Origin of the sequence: Pseudobutyrivibrio ruminis HUN009 (genome assembly GCF_000703005.1) — a bacterium.
GTDB classification, from domain to species: domain Bacteria; phylum Bacillota; class Clostridia; order Lachnospirales; family Lachnospiraceae; genus Pseudobutyrivibrio; species Pseudobutyrivibrio ruminis_A.
On record NZ_JNLH01000001.1, the window covers coordinates 1,181,413 to 1,201,501 of the forward strand.

General features: G+C 39.2%; 16 protein-coding genes, 1 tRNA gene and 3 rRNA genes. 13 read left to right on the plus strand and 7 right to left on the minus strand.

Annotation, left to right across the window (positions count from 1 at the left end):
• Positions 1-2: 2 nt before the first annotated feature.
• From BO15_RS0105305 to BO15_RS0105315, 3 genes are all read left to right on the plus strand, one after another.
• The gene (locus tag BO15_RS0105305; RefSeq protein ID WP_033153017.1) at positions 3-206 is read left to right on the plus strand and encodes an excisionase; all 204 of its coding nucleotides are present in this window, start codon (positions 3-5) and stop codon (positions 204-206) included.
• Between the two features lie 92 nt (positions 207-298).
• The gene (locus BO15_RS0105310) at positions 299-1,495 is read left to right on the plus strand and encodes a site-specific integrase (RefSeq protein WP_033153019.1); all 1,197 of its coding nucleotides are present in this window, start codon (positions 299-301) and stop codon (positions 1,493-1,495) included.
• Positions 1,496-1,646: 151 nt separating this feature from the next.
• A complete protein-coding gene (locus tag BO15_RS0105315) occupies positions 1,647-2,099 on the plus strand; it encodes a low molecular weight protein-tyrosine-phosphatase (protein ID WP_033153021.1) in 453 nt (150 codons plus the stop codon).
• 34 nt (positions 2,100-2,133) lie between these two features.
• On the opposite strand, the gene BO15_RS0105320 is transcribed toward BO15_RS0105315, so the two are convergent.
• Positions 2,134-3,573, minus strand: a complete 1,440-nt coding sequence (locus BO15_RS0105320) for an EAL domain-containing protein (protein WP_167541210.1) — start codon at positions 3,571-3,573, stop codon at positions 2,134-2,136.
• 662 nt (positions 3,574-4,235) lie between these two features.
• Here BO15_RS0105320 and BO15_RS0105325 point away from each other — a divergent pair.
• From BO15_RS0105325 to BO15_RS0105350, 6 genes are all read left to right on the plus strand, one after another.
• The gene (locus BO15_RS0105325; protein WP_033153024.1) at positions 4,236-4,697 is read left to right on the plus strand and encodes an RpiB/LacA/LacB family sugar-phosphate isomerase; all 462 of its coding nucleotides are present in this window, start codon (positions 4,236-4,238) and stop codon (positions 4,695-4,697) included.
• Between the two features lie 367 nt (positions 4,698-5,064).
• Positions 5,065-6,595: ribosomal RNA gene (locus tag BO15_RS0105330) — 16S ribosomal RNA — on the plus strand.
• Positions 6,596-6,658: 63 nt separating this feature from the next.
• Positions 6,659-6,776, plus strand: a 5S ribosomal RNA gene (rrf, locus tag BO15_RS0105335).
• 260 nt (positions 6,777-7,036) lie between these two features.
• Positions 7,037-9,930 (plus strand): 23S ribosomal RNA (locus BO15_RS0105340).
• Together the 16S, 23S and 5S rRNA genes with 1 tRNA gene alongside form the textbook arrangement of a ribosomal RNA operon.
• Before the next feature lie 74 nt (positions 9,931-10,004).
• Positions 10,005-10,077: transfer RNA gene (locus tag BO15_RS0105345), tRNA-Thr, on the plus strand.
• A 73-nt stretch (positions 10,078-10,150) separates the two neighbouring features.
• Complete coding sequence (locus tag BO15_RS0105350; protein ID WP_033153026.1) at positions 10,151-11,281, plus strand: SLC13 family permease; 1,131 nt, start codon at positions 10,151-10,153, stop codon at positions 11,279-11,281.
• 36 nt (positions 11,282-11,317) lie between these two features.
• Here BO15_RS0105350 and BO15_RS0105355 read toward each other — a convergent pair whose 3' ends face one another.
• Together BO15_RS0105355 and BO15_RS0105360 are read right to left on the minus strand one after the other, a co-directional pair.
• On the minus strand, positions 11,318-11,623 hold the full coding sequence (locus BO15_RS0105355; RefSeq protein WP_033153028.1) for a hypothetical protein: 306 nt from the start codon (positions 11,621-11,623) through the stop codon (positions 11,318-11,320).
• An 11-nt stretch (positions 11,624-11,634) separates the two neighbouring features.
• Positions 11,635-12,012 (minus strand): hypothetical protein, encoded by a 378-nt coding sequence (locus tag BO15_RS0105360; RefSeq protein ID WP_033153029.1) that lies wholly within the window; start codon positions 12,010-12,012, stop codon positions 11,635-11,637.
• 283 nt (positions 12,013-12,295) lie between these two features.
• Here BO15_RS0105360 and BO15_RS0105365 point away from each other — a divergent pair, with 283 nt between their 5' ends.
• Both BO15_RS0105365 and rbr read left to right on the plus strand, forming a co-directional pair.
• Positions 12,296-12,598, plus strand: coding sequence for a DUF3303 family protein (locus tag BO15_RS0105365; protein ID WP_049960421.1), 303 nt, complete (start codon positions 12,296-12,298; stop codon positions 12,596-12,598).
• A 98-nt stretch (positions 12,599-12,696) separates the two neighbouring features.
• The gene (gene rbr, locus BO15_RS0105370; RefSeq protein WP_033153031.1) at positions 12,697-13,239 is read left to right on the plus strand and encodes a rubrerythrin; all 543 of its coding nucleotides are present in this window, start codon (positions 12,697-12,699) and stop codon (positions 13,237-13,239) included.
• Between the two features lie 38 nt (positions 13,240-13,277).
• Here the strand turns inward: rbr and BO15_RS0105375 are convergent, their stop codons facing one another.
• Together BO15_RS0105375 and BO15_RS0105380 are read right to left on the minus strand one after the other, a co-directional pair.
• Positions 13,278-13,472, minus strand: coding sequence for a hypothetical protein (locus tag BO15_RS0105375; protein ID WP_033153033.1), 195 nt, complete (start codon positions 13,470-13,472; stop codon positions 13,278-13,280).
• Positions 13,473-13,485: 13 nt separating this feature from the next.
• Positions 13,486-15,075, minus strand: a complete 1,590-nt coding sequence (locus BO15_RS0105380; protein ID WP_033153035.1) for a hypothetical protein — start codon at positions 15,073-15,075, stop codon at positions 13,486-13,488.
• Positions 15,076-15,247: 172 nt separating this feature from the next.
• On the opposite strand from BO15_RS0105380, the gene BO15_RS0105385 reads away from it, so the two are divergent.
• Together BO15_RS0105385 and BO15_RS13110 are read left to right on the plus strand one after the other, a co-directional pair.
• Entirely contained in the window at positions 15,248-16,750 is a 1,503-nt protein-coding gene (locus BO15_RS0105385) for an NAD(P)H-hydrate dehydratase (protein WP_033153037.1), read from the plus strand.
• 68 nt (positions 16,751-16,818) lie between these two features.
• Entirely contained in the window at positions 16,819-18,309 is a 1,491-nt protein-coding gene (locus BO15_RS13110; protein WP_081828567.1) for a diguanylate cyclase, read from the plus strand.
• On the opposite strand, the gene BO15_RS0105395 is transcribed toward BO15_RS13110, so the two are convergent.
• Positions 18,295-19,257 (minus strand): ion transporter, encoded by a 963-nt coding sequence (locus tag BO15_RS0105395; protein WP_330372006.1) that lies wholly within the window; start codon positions 19,255-19,257, stop codon positions 18,295-18,297. The two genes, BO15_RS13110 and BO15_RS0105395, sit on opposite strands and share 15 nt — an antisense overlap.
• A 28-nt stretch (positions 19,258-19,285) precedes the next feature.
• Positions 19,286-20,080, minus strand: coding sequence for an N-acetylmuramoyl-L-alanine amidase (locus tag BO15_RS0105400; RefSeq protein WP_033153041.1), 795 nt, complete (start codon positions 20,078-20,080; stop codon positions 19,286-19,288).
• Positions 20,081-20,089 lie beyond the last annotated feature (9 nt).

Consider the following 20,089-nt stretch of genomic DNA (forward strand, 5'->3'; position numbering starts at 1 on the left):
AGATGAAAAGAGAAGAAATACCTGTTTGGAGAAAATATTCTTTAAGCATACAAGAAGCAGCAGCTTATTTCGGTATAGGTGAAAAACGACTAAGAGAATTTATAGCATATGGACAGGATGATGATTGTTTTATAACCATCGGTTCGCACATACGAATTAAACGAGAAAAATTCGCAGAGCGATTAGATGAAATGGCAGTTATATAGCAAAAGTGGGCTTTCTTTAACACAAAGTAATATGTATAATACAAGTATTGTTAAAGAAAGCTCTTCTCATGTTTAATTATGGAAGGAGCAATATGGAAAGAAGGCGTGATAATAAAGGAAGAATTCTCCATGACGGAGAAATGCAAATGAAGGACGGTAGATATCGTTTCAAGTATACTTCTTGGGACGGAAAAACTAAGGTTGTCTATAGTTGGAGATTGAATCACAATGACAGAGCACCAGTTGGTAAAAAGCGCACAGAGTCATTGAGAGAAATGGAAAAAAGAATTCAGGCAGATAGCTTTGATCATATAGTAACCAATGGCGGAGAGCTTACGGTTCTTGAGCTTGTTAATAAGTATGTTGCAACCAGAGTAGGCGTTAAATTATCCACTAAGATGGGGTATAGGACTGTTCTGAATTTCCTTGAGAAAGATGAATTTGGTAAAAGGCGTATAGACTTAGTAAGAAAATCAGATGCTAAGATATGGCTTATCAAATTACAACGGGAAAAGGGGAAAAGCTATAGCCAGATTCATACTATCAGGGGAATGCTTAGACCTGCATTTAAGCTTGCGGTTGATGATGACTTGATAAGAAAGAATCCTTTTGATTTCGAGTTGGTCAATGTTATCGTAAATGACACAGTCAGAAGAGATGCATTGTCCCCTGAGAATGAGCGTAAATTTTTAAAATTTATTAAAGAGGATCGTCATTTTAGTAGATATTATGAAGGTGTTTATATTCTTTTTAATACTGGTATGAGAATATCAGAGTTTTGTGGCTTGACTCTTTCTGATATAGATTTTAAGAAGCATTATATTACCGTAAATCATCAGCTACAGAAGAAGGCACATGTTGGTTATTTCATAGAGACTACTAAAACTGAAAGTGGTAATAGGAAGATTCCTATGACACCAGAGGTGGAAGCTTGTTTTAAGAAAATCATAGAGAATAGAAAACCACCAGCAGTGGAACCAATGGTAGATGGTTATACAGGATTTTTATATTTTGATAAAAATGGAAGCATTATGTACTCATTACATTGGGATCACTATTTTAAGCATATTCGAGAAAAGTACAATAAGATTTATAAAATCCAAATGCCTTTTGTTTCACCGCACATTTGCAGACACACGTATTGTAGTAAGATGGCTAGGTCGGGTATGAATCCAAAGACGTTGCAGTATTTGATGGGGCACTCAGATATAAGTGTGACACTTAATACATATACTCACATAGGATTTGAGGATGCTCAAAAGGAAATCAGAATGCTAAAAATCGTCTAAAAGCCTTGAAAATACTGAGGTATAAATTTGAAAATTTTATACCCGATTTTATACCTAAAGCCTGAAAAACTATGCCAAAATATGCGAAATTATACCAAGTTATTAATATACAAAAAAGGCTGTAAAGCCTGAAAATAAGAGGATTTTAAGGATGATTAAGATATTATTTGTTTGCCATGGTTCAATTTGTCGCTCGCCTATGGCCAAATATGTAATGCAGGATATTGTAGACAAGCGTGGAATTGCAGAGGATTTCTATATCGACTGTGCAGCCATGACATACGAGGAAATTGGCAATCCAGTATATCCGCCAGTTAGACAACTGCTTAATGAAAAGGGCATAGATTGTAGCGGCTATGGCGCTCGTCATATTAGAAAAGACGAGTACAGAGATTATGATTATATAATTGGCATGGATGCAGAAAACATGCGAGATTTGCGCTATGAATTCGGTGAAGACAGGGATAATAAAATATATAGACTTTTGGATTTTACCGATAGACCACGTGATATTGATGACCCTTGGTACACCCGAAAGTTTGATATTTGCTATAGGGATGTGTTGGCAGGCTGCGAAGGCCTTTTAAAGCATCTAAACTATTAATACAGATAAAAAGAAAAGCTCTTAGTCAACATGGCTAAGAGCTTTTAGTAAATTTCTTTATAAATTCGTCCATTGGAATTGGAGGCGAATAGTACATTCCTTGCAGATAATCGCATCCGATAGATTTCATTGTTTCTTCTATTTCTTTTGTTTCGATACCTTCGGCAGTAATGCTATATCCGGTTTTTTTGAATGCTTTTATCAACATAGGTAAAAGCAAATCCGGATTATTGCAGTAGTCCCATACGAGGCTCATATCAATCTTAACATTAGAAAATGGCGAATGCTTAAGTCTACCAATATTTGAATAACCTGTGCCATAATCGTCAAGAGAAAACAGGAATCCCTTCTGACGAAGGATGTTAATTTGATTATCCATAATATCATCATCAACGATTGCCGCTTCGGTTATTTCGAGATGAATATCTGAAGGACGAAGATTATATCTCTCAATGAGATTACTGAAATCTGATGCTAAATCCTTTTTCATAAATTGTGCAGCAGATAGATTTACATTAATCCATTCTAAGCCTAATGCACTCATGTCGTTTTCGCTGATGAATTTACATGTTTTATCAAAAACCTGTTCTCCTAGTTGATTTATTCGACCATTGCTTTCGGCAATTGGAATAAACTTATTAGGAGATATTATGTTGCCCTTATCATCCCTGATTCTACATAGGCTTTCAGCGCCAACTAGAGTATTTGTTTTTGCATCCATAATAGGTTGCAGAAATACCTCAACAGTATTATTTTCGATGGCCTTTTCAAGGGATCTTTTAATTGTCGTATTGTCCTGTGTGGCATTGAACATCTCTCGATCTACAAGTACGTGAGATTTGTCGGTGGTATTATTGGCCTTGTTCAAGGCGTTTACTAAAGTATTGATGACAACGTCTGAATCATATAATTCGTACTCCGGGCTCACTTCAACAAATCTTGCCTCCAAGTATAGCTCAACATTGTCGGATAACCATGGAGACTTGAAACGTTCTTCGATTTGTTTGATTACAGCCGGAACATCTACGTTGGATTTTGCCATAATGATAAATCTACCAGAGCGATAATAGAACAGCTTCTCCCTTGGAAGAATTCGTCTAAGGTATGAACCGATGAGGCGAATACCAACATCCATCTGCTTTGTACCATAGATTTCTACGGCCTCTTGATAATGTCTAATCACAAAAGTAAATATAGTGTCATATTTTTGCCTGGTTGTATCTTGAAGAATGATTCGTAGTCCTTCACTATTGAATAAACGTGTCCTTCTTTCTATGAAATACTCTGGATTCATAAAAAGAAGATTAATAGAGATTATGGTCATAACGCAGAAAGTATCCATCAGTAGATACTTAGGAAATAGAACTCGCATGATCAGACCAGATGTAAGCAACAGTAAGTAGAATAAAGTGCCGTAAAGATCTCTTTTGGCCTTAAGTTTGCCTCTAAAAAATATTACAGCATAGGCACTCATAAATAGATAAATGGCGAAATTCAATACTATAATATTGTAAAAATAGCCACGTTGATAGCCGGTAATTTCTATAGAAAAGACAGCTTTAGTCCAAGGTGATGTCAAAGTAACTGTTTCTGTAATAAACAATGGTAGTCTGCATAAAAATGTTCTAAATTTGTTTTCTACTGGATCGAGTTCGAGAATACTGCATGTGAACACAAAGAAAGCATATGCTCTTAGATTGAAAAATACAAAGAAGAGAATATTACTAAAAATAACAATAAATTTAGGTAACACTAAATAGTTCTCACAGGCCCAACTGGAGAATATATCAGAAGAGATTACTATTGTCTCAATTAATAAAAGACTGACAAAGTTCTTACTTACTCTAACAGGCAGCCTTTGTAGCATAAAGTAATTGAGTAACAATATAGTCAATATTAAAATGCTAGGAATAGCGAAACTATAATCCCACATACGAATCTCCTACCAAATCCTATTCATAGCTCTCCCTACAAATAATTGTATGTTATTATATCGTCTGATTCCAATGAACAATTTGTGACGGAATTAAGAATATGTTGCAATTAAGTAAATAGCTTCTTATCATTTAAGTTAGACATGTTATCTACTAAAAGATGATTATTGTTATGTATATTAAATATTAGGAGGAAATAAATATGAAGATTGCAATGGCTAACGATCATGCAGGTACTCAAATGAAGGAGGAAATTAAAGCTTATTTATTAAGTGAAGGATATGAAGTAGAAGATTTTGGAACATATGATGATAACAGCTGCGACTTATCTGACTTTGTTTATCCAGCAGCTTTAGCAGTAGCTAAGGGTGAATGTGACAGAGGAATCTTTTGTGACGGAGTAGGATATGGTAGCGCACTTATTGCAAACAAGATAAATGGATGTTATGCAGCAGTATGTCAGGATCCATTATGTGCAACACTTGCTCGCCAGCATACAGATTCAAACATTCTTTGTCTTGGCGCTAAAATCATTGGCGGCTTGATGGCAATGGAAGTAGTAAAGACTTGGTTAAACACAGACCCACTTATGGAAGAAAAGTACAGAAGAAGAGTACAGAAGGTGTGCGAGATCAATGATAAACATTGCGTTCCAGTAAAGTAATGGTAAAGCATTAGATAAGGTATTAGATTAGGTATTGTGGGGTATTTACAAATATTGTACAAACAATTAGTGCAATTCAAACAAAAGAGCGATTTTGGGTGAATAGATTTACTTTAATAAAATCCTCAAAAAAGGCTTTACAAGTGAAGTTACAGGTGATATTATAATCGAGCACTGAGGGACAGCAAGTCACACAGTGCAAAACAAATAAGCGAAGATTGATAACTGAACAGTGAAACAAACCTTGAATTAATACAAGTTTTTATTTAAACATGTATCCTTGAAATTCATTTAGTTTCTAAGACGAAACAAAACCTTTATTAGTAAACAAGTCAGTTTTATACTGATTCGGAATTAAATTCTTTTTTAACATGAGAGTTTGATCCTGGCTCAGGATGAACGCTGGCGGCGTGCTTAACACATGCAAGTCGAACGAAGCAGCTTATTACGATCCCTTCGGGGTGACGATTTGTTGACTGAGTGGCGGACGGGTGAGTAACGCGTGGGTAACCTACCTTGTACAGGGGGATAACAGTTGGAAACGACTGCTAATACCGCATAAGCGCACAACTTCGCATGAAGTGGTGTGAAAAGTTTTTCGGTATAAGATGGACCCGCGTCTGATTAGCTAGTTGGTGAGGTAACGGCCCACCAAGGCGACGATCAGTAGCCGACCTGAGAGGGTGACCGGCCACATTGGGACTGAGACACGGCCCAAACTCCTACGGGAGGCAGCAGTGGGGAATATTGCACAATGGGCGAAAGCCTGATGCAGCGACGCCGCGTGAGCGAAGAAGTATTTCGGTATGTAAAGCTCTATCAGCAGGGAAGATAATGACGGTACCTGACTAAGAAGCACCGGCTAAATACGTGCCAGCAGCCGCGGTAATACGTATGGTGCAAGCGTTATCCGGATTTACTGGGTGTAAAGGGAGCGTAGGCGGTTTTACAAGTCTGATGTGAAAGCCCGGGGCTCAACTCCGGTATTGCATTGGAAACTGTAGAACTAGAGTGTCGGAGGGGTAAGTGGAATTCCTAGTGTAGCGGTGAAATGCGTAGATATTAGGAGGAACACCAGTGGCGAAGGCGGCTTACTGGACGATTACTGACGCTGAGGCTCGAAAGCGTGGGGAGCAAACAGGATTAGATACCCTGGTAGTCCACGCCGTAAACGATGAATACTAGGTGTTGGCTTCCATAGGGAGTCGGTGCCGCAGCTAACGCAATAAGTATTCCACCTGGGGAGTACGTTCGCAAGAATGAAACTCAAAGGAATTGACGGGGACCCGCACAAGCGGTGGAGCATGTGGTTTAATTCGAAGCAACGCGAAGAACCTTACCAAATCTTGACATCCCACTGACAAAGTATGTAATGTACTCTTCCTTCGGGACAGTGGTGACAGGTGGTGCATGGTTGTCGTCAGCTCGTGTCGTGAGATGTTGGGTTAAGTCCCGCAACGAGCGCAACCCTTATCTTTAGTAGCCAGCATTTCGGATGGGCACTCTAGAGAGACTGCCCGGGTGAACCGGGAGGAAGGTGGGGATGACGTCAAATCATCATGCCCCTTATGATTTGGGCTACACACGTGCTACAATGGCGTAAACAAAGGGAAGCAATTGGGTGACCATGAGCAAATCTCAAAAATAACGTCTCAGTTCGGATTGTAGTCTGCAACTCGACTACATGAAGCTGGAATCGCTAGTAATCGCGAATCAGAATGTCGCGGTGAATACGTTCCCGGGTCTTGTACACACCGCCCGTCACACCATGGGAGTTGGGAATGCCCGAAGTCTGTGACCCAACCGTAAGGAGGGAGCAGCCGAAGGCAGGCTCGATAACTGGGGTGAAGTCGTAACAAGGTAGCCGTATCGGAAGGTGCGGCTGGATCACCTCCTTTCTAAGGAAAAAGTAGAGATTTGTTTCACTGTTCAGGTATTAATCCTGAATTAAATATTTGATTTCCGGTGGCGATGCGGTTAGGGGTAACACCCGTTAACATCCCGAACACGATGGTTAAGACCTAATCGGCCGATGATACTATGCTGGAGACGGCATGGGAAAGCAGGTGGCTGCCGGGTTTGCTAAAACAGCAAGGAAACTTGCTTTCATATATAAACATCACCGCTAAAAGCGGCGATCATTTGAGAGCTTAACAAAGTTAAACTTTCAAATGGTTGAAAGCGAAAGCTTTTGATCAAAATAGCAACTTGAAAACTTCATACAGTAGAGAATTGATAGAAAAGAAAATTTCTTAAATATCAAGACATCCGAGAATTAACAAACCAAACAAGTTCTTATTGAACGATTTTGAAAAAATATCAAGCTACATATTTTGAGAGATTAAACAATCAAGAGCGCAGGGTGGATGCCTTGGCACTAAGAGCCGATGAAAGACGTGATAAGCTGCGAAAAGCTTTGGGGAGCTGCAAATAAGCAATGATCCAGAGATATCTGAATGGGGAAACCTAACTGGAAAGACTCCAGTTGACCTAACGCCAACACATAACGTTAGGCCGGGAACCCGGTGAACTGAAACATCTAAGTAGCCGGAGGAAGAGAAAGAAAAATCGATTTCCAAAGTAGCGGCGAGCGAAATGGAAAGAGGGCAAACCGAGATGCGTGCATTTCGGGGTTCGGACTACATAATTGATTCGCAAGTTTTAGCAGAATGGTTTTGGGAAAGCCAGCCAAAGAGAGTGAAAGCCTCGTAAGCGAAAAGATGAGCGACATGGTAGTATCCAGAGTAGGACGAGACACGAGAAACCTTGTCTGAATGAGCGGGGACCACCCCGTAACCCTAAATACTTCTTAGTGACCGATAGCGCATAGTACTGTGAAGGAAAGGTGAAAAGAACCCCGGGAGGGGAGTGAAAGAGAACCTGAAACCCTGTGTTTACAAGCTGTCGAACCACTTTATAGGTGGAACGGCGTACTTTTTGTAGAACGGTCCGGCGAGTTACGATTACTGGCAAGGTTAAGCACCAAAGGTGTGGAGCCGAAGGGATACCAAGTCTGAATAGGGCGAGTAGTCAGTGGTTGTAGACCCGAAACCGGGTGACCTATCCATGTCCAGGCTGAAGTTTCCGTAAAAGGAAATGGAGGGCCGAAGCCACATCCGTTGAAAAGGGTGGGCATGAGGTGTGGATAGCGGAGAAATTCCAATCGAACCCGGAGATAGCTGGTTCTCCTCGAAATAGCTTTAGGGCTAGCCTCGTATTAGACTACTGGAGGTAGAGCACTGAATTCTTAAGGGGGCGTCAAAGCTTACCAAGAGATATCAAACTCCGAATGCCAGATAGCCGATGTACGGGAGTCAGACTATACGAGATAAGTTGGATAGTCAAAAGGGAAACAGCCCAGACCTACAGCTAAGGTCCCAAAGTGTGTGTTAAGTGGTAAAGGATGTGGGATTTCATAGACAACTAGGATGTTGGCTCAGAAGCAGCCATACATTCAAAGAGTGCGTAACAGCTCACTAGTCGAGAGGTCCTGCGCCGAAAATGTCCGGGGCTAAAACACAACACCGAAGCTTAGGAATTAACGTAAGTTAATTGGTAGAGGAGCATTCTTGCGTACGACGAAGCTGTACTGTAAAGAGCAGTGGAGGAACAAGAAGAGAGAATGCCGGAATGAGTAGCGAGATGAAGGTGAGAATCCTTCAGGCCGAATATCTAAGGTTTCCAGAGTAAAGCTGATCTGCTCTGGGTAAGTCGGGGCCTAAGGCGAGGTCGAAAGACGTAGTCGATGGATAACAGGTTGAGATTCCTGTACTGCAATAAATCAGAACTGTGGGGACGCATGGATAAAACTTAAGCCAGGAATGGAAAGACTGGTGCAAGCGAAAGAGTGGATAGGTTGGCAAATCCGCCTATCAACACAAAAGCGTGATGCGTATCGAAATTAAAGTAGAGAAGTAAGTAGAGTCTGTGCCGAGAAAAGCCGCTATTGTATTTATTGTACCCGTACCGTAAACCGACACAGGTGGATGAGGAGAGAATCCTAAGGCCGACGGAAGAAGCATTGTTAAGGAATTCGGCAAAATGACCCCGTAACTTCGGGAGAAGGGGTGCCTACTTATGTAGGCCGCAGAGAATAGGCTCAAGCAACTGTTTAGCAAAAACACAGGTCTATGCGAAACCGTAAGGTGATGTATATGGGCTGACGCCTGCCCGGTGCTGGAAGGTTAAGAGGAGAGGTTAGCGCAAGCGAAGCTTTGAATTTAAGCCCCAGTAAACGGCGGCCGTAACTATAACGGTCCTAAGGTAGCGAAATTCCTTGTCGGGTAAGTTCCGACCCGCACGAAAGGCGTAATGATTTGAGCACTGTCTCGACAATGCATCCGGTGAAATTGAAGTACCAGTGAAGATGCTGGTTACCCGCGCCAGGACGGAAAGACCCCATGGAGCTTTACTCCAGTTTGGTACTGGGATTCGGTACTGCATGTACAGGATAGGTGGGAGACTAAGATTATGGGACGCCAGTTTCATATGAGTCACTGTTGGGATACCACCCTTGTAGTATTGGATTTCTAACCAGCCGCCGTGAACCGGTGGTGGGACAATGCCAGGCGGGGAGTTTGACTGGGGCGGTCGCCTCCGAAAGGGTATCGGAGGCGCTCAAAGGTTCCCTCAGAATGGTCGGAAACCATTTGAAGAGTGCAAAGGCAGAAGGGAGCTTGACTGCGACACCGACGGGTGGAGCAGGTACGAAAGTAGGACTTAGTGATCCGGTGGTATAAAGTGGGATTGCCATCGCTCAACGGATAAAAGCTACCCTGGGGATAACAGGCTTATCACTCCCAAGAGTTCACATCGACGGAGTGGTTTGGCACCTCGATGTCGGCTCATCGCATCCTGGGGCTGTAGCAGGTCCCAAGGGTTGGGCTGTTCGCCCATTAAAGCGGTACGCGAGCTGGGTTCAGAACGTCGTGAGACAGTTCGGTCCCTATCCGGCGCGGGCGTAGGATATTTGAGAGGAGCTGCCCCTAGTACGAGAGGACCGGGGTGGACGGACCACTGGTGTATCAGCTGTCGACCAACGGCATAGCTGAGTAGCCAAGTCTGGACGGGATAAACGCTGAAGGCATCTAAGCGTGAAGCCCCCCTCAAGATGAGATATCCCATTCCTTCAAGGAAATAAGATCCCTTATAGACGATAAGGTAGATAGGTTCAAGGTGTAAGTGCGGTAACGCATTCAGCTGATGAATACTAATAGATCGAAGGTTTATTCTAAAAGGAAGATGTGTAGCGAATTTTCGGACACTAAGTTTTACTGTGTGAAGTTTTGAGGTTGTTATTTATAACAAGCCGATGTGGCTCAATTGGCAGAGCAGCTGATTTGTAATCAGCAGGTTATCGGTTCGAGTCCGATCATCGGCTTTGACTTTAAATCGCATGCTTAATAGCTTGCGATTTTTTTTTATAATTTTTTATTATATGTGGGGATTGTATTGTGGAAGCTATAAAACATTTTATTAAAAATGAAATTGTATTGTGTGTAGCCTTGGTTTTAGCTATTGTTTCTTGTTTTTTTGTTCATCCAAGTAGGGATTATTTTAACTATATTGATTATCGTACTCTTAGTATTCTTTTATCTTTGATGATAACAATGGCTGGCTTTCAGCGACTATCAGTATTCAGACAAATCGGTGAAATATTAGTTGGTAAGATGAATTCGATAAGAGGGATAGTCCTAATCTTATTAGGATTGTGCTTCTTTTCAAGCATGTTTATAACAAATGATGTAGCACTACTAACATTTGTACCGTTTTCTATAATTACACTTTCGATTTCAAATAGAAAAGATTTGTTTATTGTTGTCATCGTGCTTGAGACTATCGCCGCAAATCTTGGAAGTATGCTAATTCCCTTGGGAAATCCACAAAATCTTTATTTATATTCATTGTCAAACATGAATCTGATAAGCTTTATTTCCATAATGTTACCTTATAGTATATGTGCATTAATTCTTTTAGTTTTAAGTACATATATCTTTGTAAAAGATGCACCTGTATCTGTTTCAGGGGATTCAAAAAAGGTATATGGTAGAACACCATACGAAAAGAAATTGATAGGATTATATATATTTGCATTTCTTGCATCGTTGTTAGTGGTAGCAAGAGTTATACCATATTATATATCTTTGCTTGTGGTAATTTTGCTGGTTGTGATATTTGATAGAAGAGTTCTTAGAAAGCCAGATTATTCATTGCTGTTTACATTTGTTTTTCTGTTTATATTTATTGGTAACATTAAAAATATATCTGTTATTAGTACATTCCTAGAAACACTGATTAAGAACAATGAAGTAATCGTTTCGGTTGTTTTGAGTCAGGTTATAAGCAATGTGCCCGCGGCTATACTTTGTTCCGGTTTTACTGATGCTATTCCAAAACTTATTATAGGTACAAATCTAGGTGGATTGGGAACACTTATTGCATCTATGGCTAGCTTAATTTCATTTAAACAATATAGCTATATAGATGGAGCTGATAGCAAAAAGTATATAAAAGTATTTTCTATATTTAATATTGTCTTTTTGATCATCATGTTAATTGAATATATGATAATAAACTTGGTATAAGAAAAGCCTCGTGCTCAGCACGAGGCTTTTAATCTTTTAGTTTGATAATGAATGTTTAATTACACCTTTTGGATCTTTGATTAAAATAAATATAATCCAAATTACAAGTGCTAATGCAATAACAGAAAAACCGAGGAATGTATCATTGATCATATCTTCTAAGGCTGGAGTAAAGTACTCGGCACGTAGTTCAGCATATTCAAAGATTGCATCTACGAACCACATTATTGATGCACCCCAAAACATAAACATTAACACATGAAGCTGCATATCATTATTCTTGCGATTATACCATAATACTGTACTTATAACCGCAGCGATAACTGTAATCAGTAATGTCATAGTATCCCCCTTTAATTAGTTGTTTTCATTGTAGAAATTGGTCTTTTTACAATCATATCAGCTGTAACGCACATGCCAATCCAAATAACTGTTACTAGAACTGCCATAGAAACACCTACAGTTGCGATTTCATGAAGCATTTCTTGAGTATCTTCTGGATTTGACATTGCTGTTAAAAATGGGAAGAAAGGTTGTACTTCGCCATGCCATACATGCTCAAATGCAAGTAAAGCAGAGCCTCCCCATAAAAGATTTGAAAGCCATTTTAACTTTCTTGTCATAGGAACTGAAGCGTTTTCTTCATGTTTTTCAGTACCCTGTTTTTCCATTCTTTTCTTAATGATTGTTGTTACGACAGCTTCTCCAGCTGGAACAGTAAAGCAAGCCATAATTCCCCTCCTTAAATGTATTGATTGATTCAATTTTGTAATGAATCTCAAATAATTATAACAGCGAAAATACAACTATTATAGGGAAATTCCATAATTTGTATATTCAAAAAGATATGGTAGATATTCCAATAGGGAATACCTGCTATATTTAATATTAAATAAAAATGCTTATAGTCAAAATACAATCCTTATTTTATTTTGAATTTTGGAGTAAAAGCGCTATAATAGGCTTCGAGTTTGATTTTTACTCAAAAGATATAATGTTAGAGAGAGAAAGAGAATGTTAAAACAGGTAGTAATTTGGACATTGCAGGATAAGTGTTTTGGTCCAAATCTTAGTGCCATCAAAGGCAATATTAAAACAAGATTCGAAGAGCTAAACGGACAGGTTCCAGGGCTCAATAGAATTGAGGTGCATAGTGAATGCATGAGTTCATCTAATGGTGATGTTATTATGGTAGCAGAATTTGAAGATGAAGCATCATTAAAACAAAGAGAAAATAATGAAATGTGGAGTGCAGCTATGAAGGAGACAGTAGTCCCATTTGTTGATGTTACAACACATGTTGAGTACGCATATTAATAATGCACTAAATTGCACTAATTAATTTTACACAACATAAACATTAGATATGTTACAATCTTCCTAGGAACATGATTAATGTTTAAGGAGGAGATCTAATGGCAGAAAACAAATATGCAGGTACAAAGACAGAGAAAAACCTATGGGAAGCTTTCGCTGGCGAGTCAATGGCAAGAAACAAATATACATATTTTGCATCAGTTGCTAAGAAAGCTGGTTATGAGCAGATTGCAGCATTATTCTTAAAGACAGCTGATAATGAGAAGGAGCACGCAAAGCTTTGGTTTAAAGCTCTTGGCGAAATAGGAGATACACCTGCCAATCTTTTACATGCTGCAGAAGGCGAAAATGCTGAATGGACAGATATGTATGACAGAATGGCTAGAGAAGCTGAGGAAGAGGGATTTCCAGAGCTTGCAGCTCAATTTAGAGGTGTAGGAGCTATTGAAAAGGAACACGAGGAAAGATACCGTAAGCTTTTAAATAACGTGGAAGCTATGGAGGTCTTCAAAAAGAGTGGTGTAACAATGTGGGAATGCCGTAATTGTGGACATATAGTTGTTGGTGTAGAAGCACCGGAGGTTTGTCCAGTTTGTAAACATCCAAAGGCATATTTTGAAGTAAGAGCAGAGAATTATTAATAAATAATAAACGCTGGAGCAAATAAGCTCCAGCGTTTTTATTCATGAGATTTTTGGGCCTCTTCGTTAATCATATCTTCGTAACCGGTAAGAGCTGCAAAGGGGGCAAATTGGGCAGCACGATCATACAAGCTCATATGGGGATGAGTGAGAGATTGATGATGAGGCATATCAATTATATCTTTGTATACAATTCGTGGGTCGGGTTCGTTTTTTCTATATCTATTTGCCAAAGTTTTACTCCTTTTATTCGCCAGAAGAATGGCCGCCAACTTGTTTATTACGTTTCATGGTCATGGCACCATCTTGTAGGTTCATACCTTTTAGCACAGAATTTTTTCCAAATTTATCATGCATTGCCAGGGTGGCTTTTTGAAGCTTACGCTCTTTTTCATAAGCTTTATCAGCTGCTTCTTTTTCTTTTTCCAAAGCATTATAGTCAGTGAAAAGATCCATTTGGTAAGGCGCTTCATCAGGTATTTTATTAATAGGAATCAAATCACATGCTACAACAGTGATTCTGCGAACTAATAAGTCAGGATCGATTATACGGTCGTATAGGTCAACCATTACTTCCATGATTCTTTGGGTAGAGCTGGTCCAACGGTCTAAGTTGCCTGTGCCATGAGCATGATAAGGGATGGGGCGACCAAAGTGGTCAACAGATACTTTTCCGGTATAGTATTTGTTGGTGCCAGTTATTTTAAAAGTAGATCGTCCTATACTTGAACATTCTTTTTCAAATTCCAGGCTTGTTCTATCATATCCGATGGTTAATTCAATCTTTTGGGTAACCAAATCCTTTCTTACTAAATCAAGAACCAAAAGCTCAGTCATTTCTTTGACTATGAGCTTGGCTTTGTCCGTCGAGTAAGGCTCCATAAGAACTTGTCCACTGGAAAGGCTGTTTGTTTGTGGTCTATAGCTTTTGATAGTAGCAATTTCGGTAGGTTCCCAACCCCAGGCATGATCGATTAGAAGCTCGGCGTTAATACCGAGTGCTTTGTATAGTACATCTTCACTGTACACGCTGGTGCGAGCTATATCGCCCATGGTGAATATTCCGAGCTTTGCAAGGCGGCGGGCAATACCACCACCTACGCGCCAAAAGTCGGTAATAGGTTGATGGCACCAGAGGAGCTCACGATAAGTCTTTTCGTTTAATTCGGCGATTCTAACACCCTGTTCATCGGCAGGAACGTGTTTGGCAACAATGTCCATTGCTATTTTGGCAAGGTACATATTGGTCCCGATACCTGCTGTCGCAGTGATACCTGTCTCTTTAAGAACATCGCGAATCATACGCATTGCAAGCTCGTGAGCGGTACAAGAATAGGTATTTAAATATCCGGTAACATCTATAAAACATTCATCGATGGAATAGACATGAATATCATCATCCGAAACATAACGAAGATAAATAGAAAAAATATAAGTGGATATTTCTTCGTAGCGTTTCATTCTAGGTGGAGCTGCAATATAATCAAGCTCTAAAGAGGGATCTTTTTCCAGCTCATTGGCGTCAGAAGAAGAACCGGTAAAGTGGTATTTGCCAGTCTCTGGATCCTTTGGAAGTAATCCTAATGCACGGGCTCGACTGAATCGTTCTGCATTAACTTCTTTAACTCTTTGGATAACTTCGAATAAACGGGCTCTGCCGGAAATACCATAGGCCTTTAGTGAAGGACTGACAGCAAGACAGATAGTTTTTTCAGTACGGGAGGAATCAGCCACAACTAGATTTGTTGTAAGCGGATCTAAGCCTCTATCTGTGAGCTCACAAGAAGCGTAGAAAGATTTTAAATCGATTGCTATAAAAGCACGTTCTTTTTCCATATGGCTGACCTCCTTTCGCAATTATGTACCTTATATGTTATATCCGAACACGTATTCGTGTCAATCGAACATAGAAATATTTTGTAAAATACATAGATTTTGAGTAATGTAGTATACTGTTGTTAGATTTTTGAGTTTACAATCCAAACGAACATTCAAACGGGGGACAACGATGACAGAATTATTATCAGCTAAACAGATGCAAGATTGCGATAAGAGAACCATTGAAAAGCATGAAATACCATCTTTAGTGCTAATGGAAAGAGCGGCCCTCAAAGTGGTTGAGACTATAGAAAAAGAATGTGAGAATGCCAATAGTTTTTCAGTAGTTTGTGGTCCTGGGAATAACGGTGGTGATGGTGTTGCTATTGCAAGACTGTTGCGTCTAAAAGGTAAAACAGTAGACTGCATGGTGCTGGGAGACTCTGAAAAGTTTTCTGAGCAGTTAAAGCAGGAGATAAAAATAGCAGAAAGCTATGGGATGACAATTCACAATAAGCTAATTGAAGAATCTATAGAACAAGCTGATTTAACCATAGATGCTATGTTTGGTATAGGTCTGTCACGAGGCTTGTCAGGTGAGTACGATTATGCAGCGGCAATAATTAACCAATGTGCAAATAGCGTTTTAGCGGTGGATATTCCTTCAGGATACGATTCTGATAGTGGAAAACTTTTAGGGGAAAATGGTGTTAAGGCGGATATTACCGTAACTTTTGCATATATGAAAAAAGGAATGTTATTAGGAGATTGTAAAGCTGCTGCGGGAAGAATTGTTGTAGCGGATGTTGGTATCTACCTAGAAAATGTAACGGATCAATATGCAACTCTAATAGATGATGATATTTTTAAATTTGTAAAGCCTCGAGCTGTAGATGCAAATAAAGGTAGCTGTGGAAAGCTTCTTGTCATTGCAGGAAGTGAAAGCATATACGGGGCTTGCTATCTCTCGGCAAAATCAGCACTTGCAACGGGCACAGGACTAGTGAAAATTTACACTCATAAAAATAATATTGCTAGTATTCAGCAAAACTTACCAGAGGCGATGTATGCAGGCTATGATCAATACGATGAAAAAAGTTTGGCTGAGGAAATGGAATGGGCTTCAACCATATTAATTGGACCAGGATTTGGAACATCCGATTTGTCAAAAAGCATTCTTAAGCAAGTATTATCTGATGCTAAAGTGCCATTGGTAATTGATGCTGATGGAATAAACCTATTGGCTGAAGACGATATGAAAGAGCTACTAAAGGCCGCTTCAGTAAGAGTGCCAGTTGTTATTACTCCACATTTAAAAGAGATGGAGCGTTTGACTGGTATTAAAGTGGCTGACATTAACTACAATATGGAACAGGTAGCTAAAGACTTTGCGGTAGAATATGGTTGCATAATTGTGCTTAAGAATTTTACTACTATTATCACCAATGGTATCAGAGTTGCCTTTGTAAATAGTGGTAATGAAGGTTTGGCAACCCCAGGTTCTGGAGATGTTCTAGCAGGAGCGATAGCGTCCCTTATATCTCAAAAGGTTAATCCATTAATAGATGTGGAGGTTTGTGCAGCCGCTTATCTTCATGGAAAAGCAGGGACGGCGGCATCCGAGCAATATGGAGTTAGAGGCGTTTTAGCAAGTCATATCATTGATGAATTCAGAGAAATAAAGAAATTATGAGCTAATAATTCACAGTAATTTCACAGTGTAGGCAAATTATTATTGGATTAATATGCTAATGTTAAAATATGTTTAAGTTCGTAGACATTTTTCGAGAAACTCAACATAAAGAGAATGCTCAGTTTAAAACATATTTTCAGCAGTGTATGGAAAATATTGACAAGAGCAATCTTTACATGATGCGCAAGGTCTGCATGTATACTTCTATTATTTATTCACTTCTTTTGATCTTGGCTCATTTTGTTGTGCCTAGCTTTAAAATCCATGGAGTGCATTTCTTAATAATTCCTCTAATGGTTGTTTATTATTTCATTAATCTGCACCTTAGAAAGCCATGGGTTCATGTAAGTACTCATATGACCGGAATAATATGTGGTATCTTCTATTTTTCACTAGTAATAATCATAATGTTGTTTGATGCAGTGGCGGTTTCGGAGCGCCCTGCAGTGTGGACGCCTCTTGTAATTGCACTTTTTCCTATGGTTTACATTGATAAAATGTACAAGTATGGTTGTGAAGAGCTTATTGCTATTATTATATATGCTATAATCGCATATTTTTATAAGGAGCCCGAATTATATACAAGAGAATTATATATGCTAGTGGCAGCATATGTTATGTCTATGTTGTCAGCTCACATTATTTTGGTAATGCGTAGCAGAGAAGGGCTGGCTATGATTGAACTAAAGCAATTAAGTTCATTGGACAAGCTTACACATGTTCTTAATAAAGATGCTCTTATGCAGCGAATGGAGTACCAGTATATGCAAAAGAAGCCAGAGGAAGCATGTGCAATGATTATGGTTGATATAGATAACTTCAAAGATGTAAACGATAATCTGGGGCATGATGCTGGAGACAGGTTATTGGAACGTGTAGGACAGCTTCTTATCGATAATTTTAGAGCTTACGATATAATAGGTCGATACGGAGGTGATGAGTTTGTCGTTCTAATGCCTAAGATGAATGACATGACCATTTTGGAGATGAGATGTCGAACGCTCCAAATGTTTATGACAGATATAAATCTTGGAAACGGACAACCATTTACAGCTAGCATTGGAGCAATAATTGATGATGGAAATCACACCTGCAATGAGATTTTTAGAATGGCCGATGATGCTTTGTATAAATCTAAGCTTTCTGGCAAAAGCAAGTGTACAGCATGGAAAATTAGCAACTTTGAGTATCCTTCAAAGTCGGTAGTGATTGCATTAACAGATGGTGGCATTAATAAAATATTTGGAATAGTTGAAGATACAACTAAGAGATTTGAAATAGTGAAGACGCATAATGAGGATGAAGCTCTTAGATGCATCAGTCAATATCATGAGAAGCTTCAGCTTGTAGTAGTGGATATGTTACTTGTAAATGAAAGCGGAATAATTATTAGATATTTAAAGAAACGAGAAAGCTTTATGCATATACCAATTCTAGCTATGGCAAGCTCCCCAGAGGAGAGCTTCCAAGCAAAAGAATTAGGTGCTGATGAAGTACTGATGATAGATTCAACAGATGAAGTGTATCAGCAAACAATAAAAAGACTAATACGTATGTAGGAAATATACATCGGCGGCAAGGATTACTTTGTCGCCGGTTTTTAATTTGAGCTCTTGCAGAGGAATGAGAGCTTCATCATCCCGCATAACAACGGCTGGCAGAAAATGATCAGGCACGCTTATTTCGGAAATAAGCAAACCATTCCAGCAATGAGCATCGTTGATGTTTACGGTAATTAAATCGATGTGCTCATCTTTTGCAAATTTTGTAAGGAGCTTGACTCTGGAATAATGTTCAACGAATCCTGCACTGATAATACCAGTTGGGATAGCAACCACGCCAACGCCTAAAAAAGCTGTCACAATAGCCATAATTCTGCCGGCGACAGTGATTGGATATATATCACCATATCCTACAGTTAATAGAGTGGATACGGACCACCAAATTCCGGAAAAAGCATTTCTGAAAACATCAGGTTGGGCATCATGCTCTGCGTAGTAAATACCAATTGAGCTTGCAAGCATAAGAATCAGCACTATCATAACAGAGGACATAATCTGATTCTTTTTTTCTTGTAATACTGAAATGATTACGGCAAACGAATCATACTGTCCGTTAATACGAAACAGGTGAAAGATTCGAACAATACGAAGAATTCTAAAAGCAACAAAACCGGATAAATAGAAAAATGGTAGTATTGTAAATAAATCCACAATGCCATCAAAGGATAGTAAAAACTTCAATACAGCTTTGTATTTAGGAAGTTTTGGGTAAAGTAAATCTGCGGTCCAAATCCTAAGGGCATATTCTATGCAGAAAATAATAATTGTGATGTAGGCGACTTTGTCTAAAAAAGAAAAATAAGGAGACAATTCGCTGTAGGTTTCCAAAATCATCACCAGTATGTTGATACTGATGATGATAGTGATAAAGATATCAAAAAGCCTACTTGGAATATCATCCTTATTTCCAATTTGAATAATATTAAATATTCTTTGTTTGCTCAAAACAAAAATTCTCCCCAGTACATATAAATTACTTTAATGTAAGTCCGTAGTAGTTTGCGATGCCAGTAGCATCTGCGATACCAAGCTGTTGATACTGCTCAGGTGTTGAAAGATGATTAACTCTATCAGAGTAGTTTGTGCAGAAAGCATGCTCAACGATGACGCATGGGAAACCTGCTGTTTTAGACTGATTAATAAGAGCGTAAAAATCTTTTGCTGAACCGTCAGGATATTTGCTTGATTCAGAATCTCTTGTAACGATTCCGGTTCCATTTGGACAAAGCTTCCAGTTGTTTACATTAAGGCCTGTGGCTGTAAGCTGAGTCAGAATTGATTGACCAAGTGTGGTACCAGCAACACATATGTTAGGCTTATAGTTTGCATTTGGAACAATAACCTTTGAACCATTCTGAGATGCATCTAAATCTGGATCATAGTCGTTGTGCAAGCTAACGATTACATCAGCTTTAACTGACTTTGCATAGTTGACACGAGCTGATAAGCAAGATGACTTGGAAGCAGGGTCTGCTCCGTATGGACATTCGAAACCATAACGAGTCATATATACTGTGACGCCAGAATATTTCTCTAATTCTGCTTTGCAATAATATGCAATGTAGAGATTGGCGATACCCTCTTCGAAGTTTTCATAATGACATCCTGTATGAGTAGTGTCATGTCCTGGATCAAGGACTACAACAATATTTTTTTTAGCTGAAGATTTTGATTTTGCTTCAGAATAGAATGAGTTGCTTGTGAAAAGCAAAGATACAAGGGCAAGTCCAAGAACAAGACTAATGCCTTTTTTAAAAAACGATTTCATCTTATATTC